The organism is Pannonibacter sp. Q-1, from assembly GCF_054073275.1.
Genome location: NZ_JBSXNB010000001.1, coordinates 758,889 through 774,797 on the forward strand (window position 1 = coordinate 758,889; position 15,909 = coordinate 774,797).

At 64.0% G+C, this 15,909-nt stretch carries 15 protein-coding genes; 5 read left to right on the forward strand and 10 right to left on the reverse strand.

The features are described 5' to 3' along the window. Positions 1-7: 7 nt before the first annotated feature. The 4 genes from ACVNHC_RS03500 to ACVNHC_RS03515 all read right to left on the reverse strand — a co-directional run bounded on the left by ACVNHC_RS03500 (position 8) and on the right by ACVNHC_RS03515 (position 3,365). The gene (locus ACVNHC_RS03500; protein ID WP_208982611.1) at positions 8-1,438 is read right to left on the reverse strand and encodes a type II and III secretion system protein family protein; all 1,431 of its coding nucleotides are present in this window, start codon (positions 1,436-1,438) and stop codon (positions 8-10) included. 49 nt (positions 1,439-1,487) lie between these two features. Continuing rightward, on the reverse strand, positions 1,488-2,270 hold the full coding sequence (gene cpaB, locus ACVNHC_RS03505) for a Flp pilus assembly protein CpaB (RefSeq protein ID WP_050472202.1): 783 nt from the start codon (positions 2,268-2,270) through the stop codon (positions 1,488-1,490). Positions 2,271-2,517: 247 nt separating this feature from the next. Beyond that, positions 2,518-3,033, reverse strand: a complete 516-nt coding sequence (locus ACVNHC_RS03510; RefSeq protein WP_374630274.1) for an A24 family peptidase — start codon at positions 3,031-3,033, stop codon at positions 2,518-2,520. Positions 3,034-3,185: 152 nt separating this feature from the next. Then, positions 3,186-3,365 carry a Flp family type IVb pilin gene (locus ACVNHC_RS03515; protein WP_374630273.1) on the reverse strand — a complete coding sequence of 60 codons (180 nt, stop codon included), beginning with the start codon at positions 3,363-3,365 and terminating at the stop codon, positions 3,186-3,188. Positions 3,366-3,698: 333 nt separating this feature from the next. Here ACVNHC_RS03515 and ACVNHC_RS03520 point away from each other — a divergent pair, with 333 nt between their 5' ends. The 5 genes from ACVNHC_RS03520 to ACVNHC_RS03540 all read left to right on the forward strand — a co-directional run bounded on the left by ACVNHC_RS03520 (position 3,699) and on the right by ACVNHC_RS03540 (position 8,180). Beyond that, the gene (locus tag ACVNHC_RS03520) at positions 3,699-4,184 is read left to right on the forward strand and encodes a pilus assembly protein N-terminal domain-containing protein (protein ID WP_050472205.1); all 486 of its coding nucleotides are present in this window, start codon (positions 3,699-3,701) and stop codon (positions 4,182-4,184) included. Between the two features lie 41 nt (positions 4,185-4,225). Further along, positions 4,226-4,852 (forward strand): TadE/TadG family type IV pilus assembly protein, encoded by a 627-nt coding sequence (locus ACVNHC_RS03525; protein ID WP_374630272.1) that lies wholly within the window; start codon positions 4,226-4,228, stop codon positions 4,850-4,852. Next, the gene (locus ACVNHC_RS03530) at positions 4,846-5,451 is read left to right on the forward strand and encodes a TadE/TadG family type IV pilus assembly protein (protein ID WP_374630271.1); all 606 of its coding nucleotides are present in this window, start codon (positions 4,846-4,848) and stop codon (positions 5,449-5,451) included. The genes ACVNHC_RS03525 and ACVNHC_RS03530 overlap by 7 nt, the downstream gene beginning before the upstream one ends. A gap of 120 nt (positions 5,452-5,571) precedes the next feature. After that, complete coding sequence (locus tag ACVNHC_RS03535) at positions 5,572-6,984, forward strand: bifunctional enoyl-CoA hydratase/phosphate acetyltransferase (protein WP_186392244.1); 1,413 nt, start codon at positions 5,572-5,574, stop codon at positions 6,982-6,984. Then, the gene (locus ACVNHC_RS03540; RefSeq protein ID WP_457166435.1) at positions 6,981-8,180 is read left to right on the forward strand and encodes an acetate/propionate family kinase; all 1,200 of its coding nucleotides are present in this window, start codon (positions 6,981-6,983) and stop codon (positions 8,178-8,180) included. The genes ACVNHC_RS03535 and ACVNHC_RS03540 overlap by 4 nt, the downstream gene beginning before the upstream one ends. Before the next feature lie 469 nt (positions 8,181-8,649). Here ACVNHC_RS03540 and ACVNHC_RS03545 read toward each other — a convergent pair whose 3' ends face one another. From ACVNHC_RS03545 to ACVNHC_RS03570, 6 genes are all read right to left on the reverse strand, one after another. After that, positions 8,650-9,708, reverse strand: coding sequence for a phosphate/phosphite/phosphonate ABC transporter substrate-binding protein (locus ACVNHC_RS03545; RefSeq protein ID WP_457166436.1), 1,059 nt, complete (start codon positions 9,706-9,708; stop codon positions 8,650-8,652). Next, complete coding sequence (locus tag ACVNHC_RS03550; RefSeq protein ID WP_019963417.1) at positions 9,656-10,516, reverse strand: DUF1186 domain-containing protein; 861 nt, start codon at positions 10,514-10,516, stop codon at positions 9,656-9,658. Before ACVNHC_RS03550 ends, ACVNHC_RS03545 begins: the two co-directional genes overlap by 53 nt. Positions 10,517-10,658: 142 nt before the next feature. Further along, positions 10,659-13,145: an ATP-dependent helicase HrpB gene (gene hrpB / locus ACVNHC_RS03555; RefSeq protein WP_457166437.1), complete on the reverse strand. Its 2,487-nt coding sequence runs from the start codon at positions 13,143-13,145 to the stop codon at positions 10,659-10,661. Between the two features lie 289 nt (positions 13,146-13,434). Further along, a complete protein-coding gene (glk, locus tag ACVNHC_RS03560; RefSeq protein ID WP_122519242.1) occupies positions 13,435-14,463 on the reverse strand; it encodes a glucokinase in 1,029 nt (342 codons plus the stop codon). Beyond that, positions 14,460-14,903, reverse strand: coding sequence for a methylglyoxal synthase (locus tag ACVNHC_RS03565; protein ID WP_094463888.1), 444 nt, complete (start codon positions 14,901-14,903; stop codon positions 14,460-14,462). Before ACVNHC_RS03565 ends, glk begins: the two co-directional genes overlap by 4 nt. A gap of 129 nt (positions 14,904-15,032) precedes the next feature. Continuing rightward, a complete protein-coding gene (locus tag ACVNHC_RS03570) occupies positions 15,033-15,905 on the reverse strand; it encodes a DUF1194 domain-containing protein (protein WP_457166438.1) in 873 nt (290 codons plus the stop codon). Positions 15,906-15,909: the final 4 nt, after the last annotated feature.

Consider the following 15,909-nt stretch of genomic DNA (forward strand, 5'->3'; position numbering starts at 1 on the left):
TTGTTCCCTATTCATAGATGAACCCCACCTGACCCTGATAGCTGCCCGGCACCGGAGCACCGGCCGTGTTGAACACCCGGTTCAGCTGATTGAAGAAAATGGTCTCGCCATCCGACGGCGGCGCAAAGTTGCTGTCCGGCCGGGCAAGCGCGCTCTGCGCCACCGGCTTGACAACATAAGGGGTCACGAAAACCACCATCTCCGTCTGCTGGCGGAGAAAATCGCGGCTCTTGAACAATGCGCCCAGCACCGGAAGCTGCATGAGGCCGGGCACGCCGCTCACCGTCTGCCGGTAGCTTTCCTTCAGCAGGCCTGCCATTACCAGCGTACCGCCTGAGGGAAGCTCAACCGTTGATTCCGCCCGGCGCACCTTGATCGCCGGGATCGTGATGCCGCCGGTCGTCACTGCCCCTTCATCCGAAAGCTCGCTCACTTCCGTCTTGATCCGGAGGCTCACATTGCCTTCGTTCAGCACAACGGGAGTGAAGTCGAGACCCACACCGAATTGCTTGAACTCGACGCCGATCTTGTCGTTGTCGTAGCTCACCGGAATGGGAAACTCGCCGCCGGCAATAAAGCTGGCGTTTTCACCGGAAATGGCGGTCAGCGTCGGTTCGGCCAGAGTGCGGATGACACCGTCACGCTGCAAGGCCCGGATCTGCGCGGCAAAACTGTTGCCTCCGGACGAAAAGGAACCCAGAAGGCTGCCCTGCGACGTAATTCCGGTATTGACGGGGAAGCTGGCCGCATTGGCGATGCCAAGCCCGAAGCTGCCGCTCGACAGCGTTCCGGACATGGTGACGCCAAGCTGCTTGATGACCGAGCGGTCCACTTCCGCCACGGTTACCTTGAGCTGGATCTGATCCTTGCCGCCGACGGAGATCATGTTCAAAACCGGCTGACTGGAAGAGCTTCCCCCCTCCCCATTGCCCTGTCCCAGAAAACGGCTGGCCAGATCGGCAGCCTTCTGGGCATCCGCCGTGCTCGGCGCCGTGCCGGAAAGCACCACGCTGCCATTGAGCGAATCTGCGCGAATGTCGGTGTTCGGCATCAGCTTGCGGATGATGGCATTCAGATCCGACGTATCCGGCTCAACCCGCACGCTGAAGCTCGCAATCTCGCGGCCAGTGGTACCAAAGAGCACCACGCTTGCCTGGCCTGCCCTGTTGCCCACCACATAGATGCGGTTGCGGCTGCGCACCGTTGCATTGGCGATCTCGGGCTCCGACACCAGCACATCAGCCACATCTTCGGCGACATCAACCACCACGGAGCGGCCAAGGCCGACACGCAGGATACGCTCGCCGGCCCTTTCGCCGGCAGCAATGCTGACAGATTTCGGGAACCCTTGAGCAACGGCGGGCGCCGGAGTGCCAAGGAAGGCACCAAAAGCCAGTTGTCCCGCCATCAGCATGATGGCCAGCCATCTGCCTGTCATGGCCTTTTCCTTCCCGTTTGCTGTCCCGCCATCAACACGCATCGCGGCCTCACTGTCCTGCGCCGTTGCTGGAGACGCCGTAGCGCACAAAATTGACGCTGCCCCTGTCCCGGCGCGATGCGCTGTCTGCGGCATCGTCAGCAGAATCCTCGGCACTGCGCAGTGTCAGCGAGATTTTGCCAAGCTGCTGAGCCTGGGCCACCACCTCGGCCTGTTCGGGGGAAAGCTCCAGCGTGGCCGTGCGGTCCGGCTGCAGAGACTTGCCTTCCCGCTCTCCGGCAATGACTGCGTCGATGGCAAGCACCCTCACATTCTGCAGTATCGTCTCGGCAACGGCGCTCGTGACGCTGCCTTGCACTGTTCTGGTGAGGATCACGTCAACCTTGTTGCCCGGCAGAATGAAACCACCGGCCATCGTCTCGGTTTCGACCGAAACGGCAATAGCGCGCATGCCCTTGGGCAGCACGGATGCCATGTAGCCATTCGCTGCGGTGATCAGGCGCTGCTCGCGCAGCGGTTCGCCGTTGTAGAGTGGCGCCTTGGCAACCTGCCCCGCCATGGAGCGCTCGGCATCAGGCTGCTGGTCGCGGGTGACCGCGCCGGCCGGCACCACATCTCTCGGCCAGTCGACCCATTTCAGATCATGGGACTGCACCAGTTCGCCCGGCTTCACGTCGCGCGTGACGATAAGGACGGGCACCGTTGGCTGTGTGGCGACCTCTGCCTGAACCGGTGCGGGCTGTTCGGGAGCACGCGACGACATCACCATGCGCGCCGCGAGAAGTCCCGCGCCGATCGCGATGCCGAGCACCAGAAGCCTTGCATGTTTCATCGCAACTCATCCACCAACACAAGCCAGCCCTTTGCAGGCTCGCTGTTAATGTGGCAGGCAATTCGTCAAAACATAGTTAACCAAGGGTGAGGAAGATTGGTTAACCTGTTTTAACGCCTTACGAACTTCCTCAACGTGGCGCAGAAGAAGTATATTCAGGCAAACAAGGGCTACAACCAGCATATTATACCAAGGCCCTGAAATGCGGGGCGCAACATGCCTTGAATTTGCCCGGACGCCGCACGGGTTAGTGCCAGCTGCCGAGCAAGGTGAACCAATGACTGGAGGGGTAAACGTGCAGCGCGGCCGCTGCGAGGGCTATTCCGTAGGGAATACCGGACTTCTGGTCAAGCAGCCGGGCTGACCAGTCATGACGTCCCAGCATTTCAGGGACGAAGGGCATCTGGCGCAGCTGCAAGAGGCCAAGCGTGAGGACCATGCCATAAATTGCGGTGAGAAGCACAAACTCGGTCAAGGACTGGCCAAGTCCGAACCACAGAGCAGCGGCAGCTGCGAATTTGGCGTCACCGCCACCCATCCAGCCCATGGCGAACATCGCAAAACAGGCGGACAGCACGAGCGCACCTGCGGCAAGGTGCAGGCCAAACACAGAAACAGGCATGCCCGTCGCGGCCGCCAGGATGCAGAAGGCACCGGCGAGCAGGAGAGACACCCTGTTGGGGATCGTCATGGTCAACAGATCAGACGAGGCAGCAAAGGCGGTAAGAACCGGAAAGACGACGAGAAGGGCTGCTTCAATCATCCTGTTCCACCGGGTTTAAGGATTGATACCTAGACACTGATAAGCTGGCACATCAGGCCCTAACATACTTGAGTGCCAGATGGGCCTGACGGTTCAGCTGACGCATGCCCCGCCCCGTCCAGAAAACGGGGCATGCGAGCAATTGATGCAGATCAGCCGCCAGTGGCAGTCTGGAGAGCCGTGTTGACTCTGGTGAACACAGCAGTCAACGAACCGCCCGTCAGCTGCAGAATGCCCACGATCACGACCGAGATCAGACCTGCAATCAGGCCATATTCGATGGCGGTTGCGCCGGATTCATCCTTGGCGAAACGCGCGAAAAGCTTCTTCATCTGGTTTGCTCCATAGTCACATGATTGACAGCTCCGCCCGCCGGCCTTGTTTCCGGCCGATCGAACTTGAGCTGACGCTACGACCGCCACGTTTCTATCTAGTTAAAATTATCCGCATTTATCAGAAACCACCCTGACGTTACTTTCTTGGTTAATGATAGGATGCCTCTATAGGTAAACTTTTCCTATAATTTTCCAAATAACCAAAAGTATCGATACCTGTTCAGCGGACTTTGCAGATTAGAAACTGCAGCTTCGCATTAGGGTTTCATTCACCAAAAAACGTCATGATTGACAAGATTCATGAGCTTCACGGCCCTGATGGAGTGAGACATGCCGCGCATCCCACATTCGCTCATACCGCTGGCTGGACTGGCTGTTCTGCTGCCGGTGGCGCTGGCTGCCGCTGAGGGCGTCTCCGTTCCTGTGGATCAGTCGAAGGTCTTCCGGATCGAGCAGCCGGCAAGCACCGTGATCGTAGGCAACCCTGTCTTTGCGGCTGTCACAATGCATGACCGCTATACGGTTGTTGTCACCGGCAAGTCAGCCGGCACCACCAACCTGATCATACTGGACGCCAATTCCGAGCCGATCATCGACGAGCCACTCACCGTCACCGCCGGATCGCAAAACACGGTCACAGTGATGCGCAAAGACACACGCTACAGCTACAGCTGTGCGCCGAACTGTGACGCGATACCGCTGCCCGGTGATGGCAAGGATGTGTTCACGACAACTGCCGAGCAAATCAACCAGCGCGACCAGATGGCACTGCAGGCAGCTGGCAAGGCGAGCGCAGGTCAGCCTGTTCAGCGCTAGAGCAATTTCAGAAAAACCGGGAACCGGTTTTGCGTCCGGACTTGCTTGAAACCAAATGGATAGAACACGTCCGGCAGCGTCGCTTTCATCGAAAGGCTCTAGGCAGGGGAATGCAGAAGGTGCAGCAGGAAAGCCAGCGCAAACAGGGACGAGGCTTGTTCCGCGCGTTCCGGCGCGACCGTTCCGGGGCAACGGCGATTGAGTTTGCGATCGTTGCGATGCCGTTCCTTGCCATTATCTTTGCCATCATCGAGTTTGGCCTTGCCTTCTTCGTCAACCGGATTCTGGATAACTCGGTGGCTGATGCAACCCGGCTGATCAAAACCGGTCAGGCACAGCAGCAAGGGCTTAACGAGGCACAGTTCAAGGCTGCGGTCTGCACACAGCTGACAACAGCCCTTTGCAACGAAAGCCGGCTTGAAATTGACGTCCGGGTCTTCAACAGTTTCTCGCAGATTTCCCTGCCGGATCTTGTCGATGCCAACGGCAACTCGACCGGCCGGTCGAGCTATGCCACCGGCAAAGGCGGACAGATTGTCGTCGCGCGGGTGATTTACCGGTGGCCGATGTTCACCTCGCTGCTGCGGACGAATGCCGGAGACACCGGCAACATGGAACGCCTGCTGATCTCCACCGCCGTCTTCCGTAACGAGCCCTTCCCATGGTGAGCCTCCGCATCCTGCTTGCCCCCCTGCGCAAGGCCCTGGCCGCGTGCGGATTTTCAACCCGCCGCCTGATCCGGGACAGGGGAGGTGTGGCCGCTGTCGAGTTTGCTCTCATCCTGCCGCTTCTTCTGATTGTGATGATCGGCACGGCAGAAACCACGTCCGCGCTCAACTACAAGCGCAAGATCTCACAAGTCGCCTTTTCGATGGCCGATCTTGTGTCGCAATCATCAAGCCTCTCCTCCGGCGACATATCCGACATCATGGTGGCGGCCGGAGCCATTATGGAGCCCTTCCCGTCCGATGGCCTCACTGTGGTCATCGCCAGCGTGAGCTTTGATTCCAATAGCAAGGCAAGCGTGGACTGGAGCGTGAACCAGACCGGCGGCACACCCTGGAGCAAGGGCTCCGTTCCTCCGGTCACCTTCCCTGCAGGAACAGCAAGACCGGGCACCAGCGTCATCATTGGCCGCGCCAGCAACACCTACATCCCCCTGTTCGCCAGCATGGCGCAGAGCATTTTCCCGCGTGCTGCGGAGATCTTCATGGAAGACACCTACTTCCTGCTGCCCCGGCTGAGCGACAAGGTGACATTTAATTAGGGTGCCGAAATTTTCGTCAGGCGCCTTTGAGCTGTGTCATGGGCAGCTGTCATCATCGCTGCGAAAAGCCGTGCGATGCTGTCAGATACGGCAGGCACAGGCAAGACCGAGGCAGAACGCATGGCGAGCAACCGCACCTACGACCAGATCACCATTGGCGAAACGGCAACCGTTTCAAGAACCTGCACCGCCAACGACCTCTATATCTTCGCTCACGCCTCCGGCAACACCAACCCGCTGCACCTGCCCAGAGCCGAGGGGAGCGACCGCACGGGCGAGCCGCCCTTTGCGCCTTCCATGTGGATCGGTGCCCTTGTTTCCGCCGTTCTGGGCAACATTCTGCCCGGTCCCGGCACTATCTACCGCAGCCAGACTTTTTCCTTCCACGGCCGTGTCCTTCTGGGTGACACGCTGAATGTCAGCGTGCAGGTGGTGGCGAAGGAGGCAGACCGGACGGTCCGTCTTGCCACACGGGTTTCCCGGCCCGATGGCACAGCCGTTGCCGATGGCATGGCGGTGGTGACGGCGCCCGATGAACAGATCATCTTTGACACCACCGATCTGCCCGCGCTGCTGCTGGAGCGGCACCGGCATTTCGACCGGTTCATCAGCTGTGCCCGGCGTCTGCCGCCGCTGGTGACTGCCGTGATCGCCCCGGAAGACGCCAATTCGCTGGGCGGCGCCCTGCTTGCCGCAAACGATGGCCTGATCCGCCCCATCCTGATCGGCGACCGGGCAAAGATCGAAAAGACGGCCCAGTCGCTGGGGGCCTCGCTGGAGGCTTTCGAGATCGAGCATGTGCCCGATGAATCCGACGCCGCCGCACGCGGCGTTGCCATGGTGCATGAGGGCCGCGTCTCCGCCGTCATGAAGGGGCACCTGCACACCGACCTTCTGCTGAAACACGTGGTCAAGCGCGACGGCGGCCTGCGCACACGGCGGCGCATCAGCCATGTCTTCGTCATGGATGTGCCAGGCCACCCGACGCCGGTGCTCATTTCCGATGCTGCAATCAACATCGCCCCGGATCTGGAAACCAAGGTCGACATCATCCAGAACGCCATCAATGTTGGCCTTGCCATTGGCCTGGACGAGCCGAAGGTGGGCATTCTCTCGGCCATCGAGACGGTGAACCCGGCCATTGCCTCCAGCCTTGATGCGGCGGTCCTGTCCAAGATGGCCGAGCGCGGCCAGATCACCGGCGGCCTCGTAGACGGGCCGCTGGCCATGGACAATGCCATCGATCTGCAGGCCGCCCGCACCAAGGGCATCAATTCGCTGGTGGCAGGCCGGGCGGAAGTGCTGATCGTGCCGAACCTTGAGGCCGGCAACATGCTGGCCAAGGAACTGACCTTCCTCGCCCATGCCGAGACCGCCGGTCTTGTCGCCGGGGCCAAGGTGCCGGTGATCCTGACCAGCCGCGCCGATGATGACCGCGCCCGCCTAGCCTCCTGTGCGCTCGCCCTGCTGTATCAGCACTGGCTGACCACGGGCGCATCCATCGTCACCGGTGACATGGACCCCGCCGAATGAGCAGCGCACAGATGGATCAGGCGGTGCTGGTGCTGAATGCCGGCTCCTCATCGCTGAAATTCAACCTCTACCAGGGCACGGCAGAGCTTCTGAAAGGCCAGGTCGAAGGGATCGGCAGCACGGCCATGCGGCTGAAGGCGCAGCGGCCCTCCGATGGCACGCGGCTCGACGCGACATTGGAAGCCCCTGCCGGAGCGGCATCGGCGACCGGGCACGAAGCCGCCCTTGCTGCGGTTCTGGGTCTGATCCGCGAGGCCTTCGAGGGTCTTCGGATTTCAGCGGCCGGGCACCGGGTGGTGCATGGCGGCATCGGCTTCGAGGCCCCTGCCGTCATTGATGACAGCGTGATGGCGGAACTGGAGCGCCTTGTTCCCCTCGCCCCGCTGCACCAGCCGCATAATCTCGCCGGTATCCGCGCCGCGCAGAAGGCCTTTCCCGATGCACTTCAGGTCGCCTGTTTCGACACGGCCTTCCACCGCAATCACCCCTGGGTGAATGATGCCTTCGCTTTGCCGCTCCCGCTTTATGACGAAGGCGTGCGGCGCTATGGCTTCCACGGCCTGTCCTATGAATACATCACGCAGCATCTGGCGGAGACGGCTCCGGAAGCTGCGAAGGGCCGGCTGATCGTCGCCCATCTCGGCAATGGCGCTTCCATGTGCGCCATACAGGATGGCCGCAGCATCGGCTCCACCATGGGCTTCACCGCGCTCGACGGCCTGCCCATGGGCACCCGCTGCGGCCAGTTGGACCCGGGCGTGCTGCTCTATCTGATGCAGGAAAAGGGCATGACGGCAGAGGCAATATCGGATCTGCTCTACAAGCAGTCCGGCCTCAAGGGCCTGTCCGGCCTCAGCCAGGACATGCGCGAGCTGGAAGCCGCCGGAACGGAAGCGGCCCGCAAGGCCATCGACTATTTCACCTTCCGCGTCCGCCGCGAGATGGGCGCCATGGCTGCCATTCTCGATGGCGTGGACACCATCGTCTTCACCGGCGGCATCGGCGAGCATGCGGTCAACGTCCGCCAGGCGGTCTGTGCCCCGCTCGGCTGGCTGGGTGCGAACCTTGACGAAAACGCCAACCGCAGCAGCGCCCGCATCATCTCCACCCCCGCCTCCCGCGTCACCCTCATGGTGGTTCCCACCAACGAGGAAGAAATGATCCGGCGGCATACGGTGAAGGCGCTGGGGGGTTAGGAGACGCGTTGAAGCCGGGCGGCGGCGTTGGAAGGCCCGCTGCAACTGGCCAAAGCTTCCCTCTCCTTGAGCTACTGCATGCACACATCGTGCTTTGAGCCGAAGAGGGTGTGGAGAAAGCCAGAAGTCTGGCTATTCCGGCACGGCGTTTCAGCCCCCCTCCCCCTCGTGGGGAGGGGTTAGGGGTGGGGGGGAAGGCATTTCAGTCCGGCAGAGTATCCATTGGTTCCGGAGAGCCGTTCTTCTTGATGTCTCTCCAGGCATCTATCTGTCTTTCATATAGTTTTCGGCTCAGAGCCCCCCACCCCTTACCCCTCCCCACCAGGGGGAGGGGGGCGGCAGGCGTCCTCCCGAAAAGCAAACGCCTCATTGCGGGCAGTTCCCAGACCTGATGTGTGAATCCGGTAGCCCCCAGAGGGGGAGGGGGGCTGAAAAGCCATGCCGCGCGACCAAACTGCAGCATTTCCCATCACGGCGGCAGCAGTTCGCCTTCCCCGCCGTCTTCGGGCAAGGGCGCAGGGGCGGCAGTCTGCTGATCGGCGATGTCCTTCAGCATCGCCTGCCATTGCGGCTCCAGCGGCAGCATCACGGCGGAGAAGTCTTCCGGCAGCACCGGCACGAAGCCGCCGCCGAAGTCCGGCTCGATGGCGAAATAGGCGCCCGGCGCTTCGTCCTGAAGGGCGGAGAGCATCTGCCGCAGCCGGTCCTTCAGTTCAGGCGCCACATCGGAGCGCACCACATGCACGGCAAAAGGAATGCGCGGCGACTGCCAGACGACCGTCAGCCGGCCCACATCCAGCCGCATCCTGTCATAGGCCTGCATCAGGGTTCCGGCGCTGTAGCCGGTGTCTGCCTCGCCCAGCAATGTGGACCAGCCCAGCGCGGCTTCGGCCAGGCCGTCATGGAGCGCGGCAAGCCCTTCCTCAGGGCCGGAAACGGGAACAAGCGCGGAGAAAAACTGGCGCGGATCGCGTCCTGAAGCGGCAAGACCGGCCAGCGGCACACGGAACGCTGCCGTCGAGCGGGCCGGGCCAATGGCCAGCCGCTTCCCCGCCAGCGCCTCCAGAGAGGGTATTTCCCCGGCCTTGGTCATCAGAATGGCGTGAAACCCGTCTGCCCCGTCCCCGTCACGGGGCGCGGCCAGCGGCTCGACACAAGCGCAGGCCTTGCGTGCAGCCGCATAGGCCGTTGCGGACAGACGGCCGTACTGCACATGACCGGCGATGATGGCGTCCGTCAGTTCGCCCAAGGTGTCCATGAGAAACAGGTCGGCCGGAAGGCCCAGCCGGTATTCCAGCTCGTCGCGGAAGGGTTCGGTCTCGGACCGGGCATCATCGCGCCCGGCCGTGACCACACCAATGCGAAAGCGGCTGCCCATGTCCTGCGCCAATGCCTGCCCTGCGGCCAGCGGGGCAAGCACCGCGAGGCAGCAGACGGCAAGGCAGTAGACGGCAAGGACCGCCAGCCAGCCGCCGTCAGTTCGGCAGATAGGGCTCTTCGTCCTCGGCAGCTTCCAGGAAGGGCACATCCATCCACTCGTCTTCATCGCCATCCCAGGACCATTCGCCCAGAAGCTCGACCGTGTCCTCGAACGGGAAATAGCGGTTCGACGCCATCCAGAGCTCGCGGGATTCTTCGTTTTCTTCCGACAGGCTGGCCGCTTCCAGATGAAGGGCGAAGTCTTCCGGGTCCACCGGGCGGAAACCGCCCTCGTCCATCATGATCGAGCCGTCGGTGAACAGCTTTGCGATCGGCTCTTCCAGTTCCTCGAAGCCGAGGTCACCGGCGGCACCGATGTAGCTGCCCCAAAGATAGCTGTCCGGCGCCGGGCGCACGGTCTTCGGGAAGGCCTTCAGCACGGAGAGGGCATGCTCGCGCGGCACTTCGCCGGAGAGCACGCCATAGACCCAGGCCACCATCATGGCATCGCGTGCGTAATCGTCGGCATTGCGGTCGGAGAACCCTTCCTCGAAGACGCTGTAGCCGCCGGGATTGAGGGCGATCAGGATCGGCCCCATGGTTTCGATCAGGCAGTCACCGAACAGGGCTTCAAGATCCTGATCCGTGCTGCGCAGCAGGCGCATCAGGGGCTGGAAGGCCGCGGTGACCTTGAGGTCGGCCAGGATGTGCAGCGCGAGGAAGCAGGCATCGCCCTTCTCGTCGAGCTGGCTGAGCTCACCCGTGCCGCCGGCGACGCGGTCTTCCAGAATGGCCATCAGCGCCGGAACGGAGGCGGACGGAGTGGACAGGCATTCGCGGACGTCAGCCTCCGGGAAGCCCTCGCCTGCAGTGAAACGGGCGATGATGTCCTTGGGGTCAAAGGCGGCGGCGGTCATGGCAGATACTCTCTTGGAACTGAAGTTGACGCAGATCTACCACGAAGGCCGCCGATAAGCGACCGCCAAGCTCTTATTCCAAGGCTTTGAGATGCTGACGCATCACGCCTTGAACTTGCTCAGGCGCCGCACGGGCTTGAACTTACGTTCCCCGTGGTTTGGCGCGTCTTGTCGCCTCTGCGGAGGCAGGGTCATCCGGCCAGGGGTGGCGCGGATAGCGGCCCTTCATCTCCGTCTTCACATCCGCCCAGGAGCCTGCCCAGAAGCCCGGCAGGTCCCGCGTGATCTGGATGGGCCGGTGGGCGGGCGACAGAAGCTCCAGCGTCAGCGGAATGCGGCCATCGGCGACCGAAGGATGCCGGGCGAGACCGAACAGCTCCTGCACGCGGATGGAAATGGAGGGGCCGCTCTCTGCGCCATAATCGATGGGCACATGCGAGCCGGTGGGCGCGGTGAAATGCGAGGGCGCCAGCCGGTCAATCTCCGCAGCGCCGCCATAGCCCAGCAACCCGGAGAGCGCATTGCCGAGGCAGGCGGCATCCACGTCCGAAACGCGGGTGAACCCGGCCATATAGGGCAGCAGCCAGTCTTCCAACGTCTCCTGAAGCGCAGCGTCGGAGAGGTCCGGCAGATGATCTGCCCCTGCGGCCCGCACGAAACCGGCACGGGCGCGCAGGCGCAGCTGATCATTGGTCCAGGGCAGCCGTGCCACACCGCGCCGGGCGATTTCACCCAGCAGCGCCTTGGCCACCAGCGATGCATCCGGATTGGCGATCTGCCGGGAGGCCAGTTCCAGCGCCCCCAGCCGGACCACACGGCGCGCCCGCACCAGACCGGAAGGCTCCAGCCGCACGTCATCGGTTTCCGTGATATCTGCGGCAAACATCGTCTCGATGGCCTCAAGCCCGAGGGGCGCTGCCAGCATGATGCGGCCCGACTGGGCCTTGCCCTGAATGTCGGCGACAGCCAGAAAGGGCTCGCCCGCCAGCGCATGTTCTTCCGGCAGTTCTGCTCCGCGCCCGTTGGCAAGGCGGAAGCGGCCGCGCTGGCCGCGGCCTTGCGCCACCCGTTCGGGGAAGGCCAGCGCCAGCACTTCACCGGCCAGTTCCGGGGCGCCGCCATCGCTGTCCTGCCCGGTCTTCGCGCCGCCTTCGGCGGCCATCTTCTGCCAGCGGGCCGCGAGGGCGCGGGCATCGCGGCTGCGCGGATCATTGTCCCGGCGCAGGCGCCTCACCCTTTCGCGCAGGTCCACGTCCATGCCGCCAAGGCCGGGCTCGGACAGGATCGCCGCCACCTCGCCCGCCAGCCGTCCAAGACCCAGCGCTTCCGCTTCCACGATCATATGCGCAAGGCGCGGTTCGATGGGCAGACGCGCAAGACGCTGGCCATGCGGCGTCAGGCGGCCTTCGCCGTCCAGCGCATGAAGCTGCGCCAGCAGGCTGCGCGCTTCTGCCCAGGCGCCGGAGGGCGGGGCATCGGGAAAGGACAGGGTGGCCGGATCCGCCGTGCCCCAGGCCGCCAGATCCAGCACCAGCGAGGAAAGATCGGCTTCCAGAATCTGCGGCCGTTCGGCCGGCATCAGCGCCTGTGTCTGTGCCTCGTCCCAGAGCCGGTAGCACACGCCCGGCTCCGTCCGGCCCGCACGGCCCCGGCGCTGGTCTGCCGTGGCCCGGGACACGCGCACGGTTTCCAGCCGCGTCAACCCCGTCTGCGGCTCATAGCGCGGCACGCGGGAAAGGCCGCTGTCGATCACCGTCCGCACGCCTTCGATGGTAAGCGATGTCTGGGCGATGGAGGTGGCCAGCACCACCTTGCGCTCGCCGTCCTTTGCCGGGCGGATGGCGGCATCCTGCGCCTTGCCGTCCAGCGCGCCGTAAAGCGGGGCGATGCGCACATGGGCAGGCACCTGGCCCTCCAGCGCCTCGGCCACCCGGCGGATTTCGCCCTGTCCGGGCAGGAACACCAGCAGCGAGCCATGCTCTTCCGCCAGCGCCTTGCGCACGGCCCGCACCACCTGCGGCTCGATCCGCTCTTCCGCCTTGCGGCCGAGATAACGGGTTTCAACGGGGAAGCTGCGACCCTTGCTTTCAATGACCGGCGCACCACCGAGCAGCCTTGCGACGCTGGCGGCATCCAGCGTCGCCGACATGGGCACCAGTCTCAGGTCATCACGCAAGGCCCCCTGCACATCGAGCGCCAGCGCAAGACCGAGGTCACCTTCGAGCGAGCGCTCATGAAACTCGTCAAACAGCACGCAGGCGACGCCGGTGAGTTCCGGGTCATCCAGAATCATGCGGGTAAAGACGCCCTCGGTGATCACCTCGATGCGGGTGCGGGCGCTGACGCGGCTTTCCATGCGCACCCGGTAGCCAACGGTGCCGCCCACCTCCTCGCCAAGGCTTTCGGCCATGCGCCGGGCGGCGGCACGGGCGGCAAGGCGGCGCGGCTCCAGCAGCAGAATACGGCCATCACAGCACCAGGGCGCTTCCAGCAGCGCCAGCGGCACACGGGTGGTCTTGCCCGCACCAGGCTCTGCCACCAGCACCGCATTGCTGCCCGCCGCAAGCGCCGCCAGCAACTCCGGCAGCGCCGCATCAATCGGCAGGGGCGGTGACCGCCAGTCAGGCATCAGATGCTCTCTCCTTTTGCCGCAGCGCCCCTCTCCCCCCTTGAGGGGGAGATGTCTGCGTGAGCAGACAGAGGGGGGTAGCAGCGCTTCAGCACAGCACCACCTCTCATATGAGCGGACAGTCAGTTACCCCCCTCTGCCCCCTCCCGGGGGCATCTCCCCCTCAAGGGGGGAGAGGAACGGGTGCCTAACTGGCGGTCAGATGTAAACATGGCCCCACCTGGGGGACGGGGCTGAAGCGCCGTGCCGTGGCAATCAAACTGCGGACTGTCCCAAACCGCCCAAACCCTCAATCCTGCGCGGACCAGTGGCGGCCCTTGGTGCCGACGGCGAAGCGGTCCGGGGTGCGGGCGTAGGCGGCAAGTCCGTCCACCGCCGGATTGGGGTGATGGATCAGGAACACCGGGATCGAGGCCATCAGCTTGGCATGGGGAGCCTTGGCTTCGAAAGCAGCACGGAAGCCGCCCTTGCGCAGGAACGGCGCAATGTGGGACGACACGCCGCCCGCGATATAGACACCGCCGCGCGCCAGCACCGAAAGCGCAAAATCCCCCGCCACCCGGCCAAGACAGCGGGCGAAGATCTCCAGCGTTTCCACTGCCACCGGATCTCCGGCATTGGCCGCCTGCGTGATGTCCGCCGCAGACGTGAAATGCGGCTCCGCCTTGCGGGCGCGGGCAACAGCCCCGGCAAGGCGCGGCAGGCCGGTGCCGCTCAGCACTTCCTCGGCGCCGATGCGCCCGCCGTTGCGCGGGATATGCGGCCAGATCTCGTAGTCCTCGGGCGTCACGGGACCCAGTTCCACGTGGCCGCCTTCACCGGGCACCGGCACCCAGGTGTCTGCCGCATAGATCATCGCCGCCGCACCCAGCCCCGTGCCGGGGCCGACAACGAACTTGGAGGCACCCGCCAGGGGCTCGCCGCCGCCGATCTGCTCGATATCCTCCCCGGACAGACCGGGCAGCGCCAGCGCCTGCGCCTCGAAATCATTGAGGATCACCACGTCCCTGAGACCAAGGCCGGCGATCATCTGCAGCGGCTCCACCACCCAGCTCGCGTTGGTCAGGGGAATGCGGTCACCGGTGACGGGGCCGGCCACGGCGATGACGGCCGAGCGCGGTGCCGGCACATCCTGCCCCTCAAGGCAAGCGCGGATGGCGGCGTTGATATCCGGATGGGCCGCCGTCGGCTGGGACGGCAGCTTGATGCCCGGCGTTTCTTCATCCAGCACAAGGGCAAAGCGGGCATTGGTGCCGCCCACATCCCCGACCAGAACGGGGAAAGCGAACGGGCGCTGGCGGGTCTCAGTCAGGCTCATGTGCGCGGGCCGGCCACTTCAGGAGTATCGGAGGAGCTGCGCAGGCCGGTCAAGCGGGCCGAGCGCAGCAGGATTTCGGCGGTCGAGAGGTTGAGCGCCATCGGGATATCGTAGACCAGCGCAAGGCGCAGCAAGGCCTTCACATCCACATCATGCGGCATGGGCGACAGCGGGTCGGCAAAGAAGATGAGCCCGTGCAAGCGGCCTTCGGCGATCATGGCGCCGATCTGCTGGTCACCACCCAGCGGCCCGCTTTTCAGCGGCGTCAGGTCGAGGCCGGGACAGGCCGCCTTGATGCGCCCGCCCGTGGTGCCCGTGCCGACCAGCCGGAAGGCGGCGAGCTTTTCCTCGTTGCGCTGCGCGAAGGCAACCATGGCGTCTTTCTTGGCGTCATGGGCCACAAGGGCCAGCACCGGACGTTCCGCCTCCATCCGCATCATCTCCCGCAAGCTTGCACCGGCGCAGAAGCGCCATCAAAATCACGGCAACAGCTTTAGCGCCTTGCGCGGGAAACGCAAAGCGCGAGCTGAGCCGCGATCACAGGAAGATGCTGCAAGGAGCGAAGCTGCCTATGGTTCCTCGTAGATGAACCGCCGCTGCTGCCAGCGCCGCTCGCCTTCGAGGCAGAAGGGATCGATGCCATCGGCCACCCGGATCAGCCGGGACTCATCCCGTGCTTCGGGCCGGGGCAGAACCGGCATGGCGATTTCCAGCACCAGCTTGCGGCGCACGGCTTCGGCAAACCGCTCCGCGCCGCGCACCGGCACGATGAAGGAGCCGGGGCCGCCGATGACGCAGGTTTCGTAGTAGCGGTCGAGGTCTGCCATGTCGAACCAGCCCGGCCGCACATCCTTCAGCTGCAGCGGCAGGCCGTTGATGACGATGCCCTGCGCCACCACCTGGTCGCGGGCGGCGGGCGCATAGGTGCCCTGATTGTTCGGCCCATCCCCGGAAATGTCGATGACCTTGCGCGCGGCACTGTAGGGCAGCGTTTCGAACTGCTGCGCTGAAAACAGCAGCGCATCGCCGATGGCGGTGCGGTAGGCGCGGCTGATGGGGGCTTCGCCCAGCGCATCGGCAAATTGCTGCGCGCTGGCTTCGTCCGAGATCACATGCCAGTCAATCAGGACCGAGCGGGACAAGGTGCCTGCCCATTCCACATAGATGACAGCAATGCTGCCGGTCAGGCCGCCCCGGATCGCCTCCAGCACATCCGGCGACGTGATCGCCTGCATGTAGCCCTGCCGCTGCAGGCGCTGTTCATCCATGTCCATGGAATAGGAAATGTCGACCGCCAGCACGAGGGCCACATCCACTTCCTGCGGCAGCTCCTGCTGGGCCGCCGCCCCGCCCGTCACGGCCGTCAAGGCCAGCAGCACCAGTGCCGTGCGCAACCACCCGGCGCATGAGCGCAACCGGCGCAGAATGTTGAAGGGCGTCATGCCG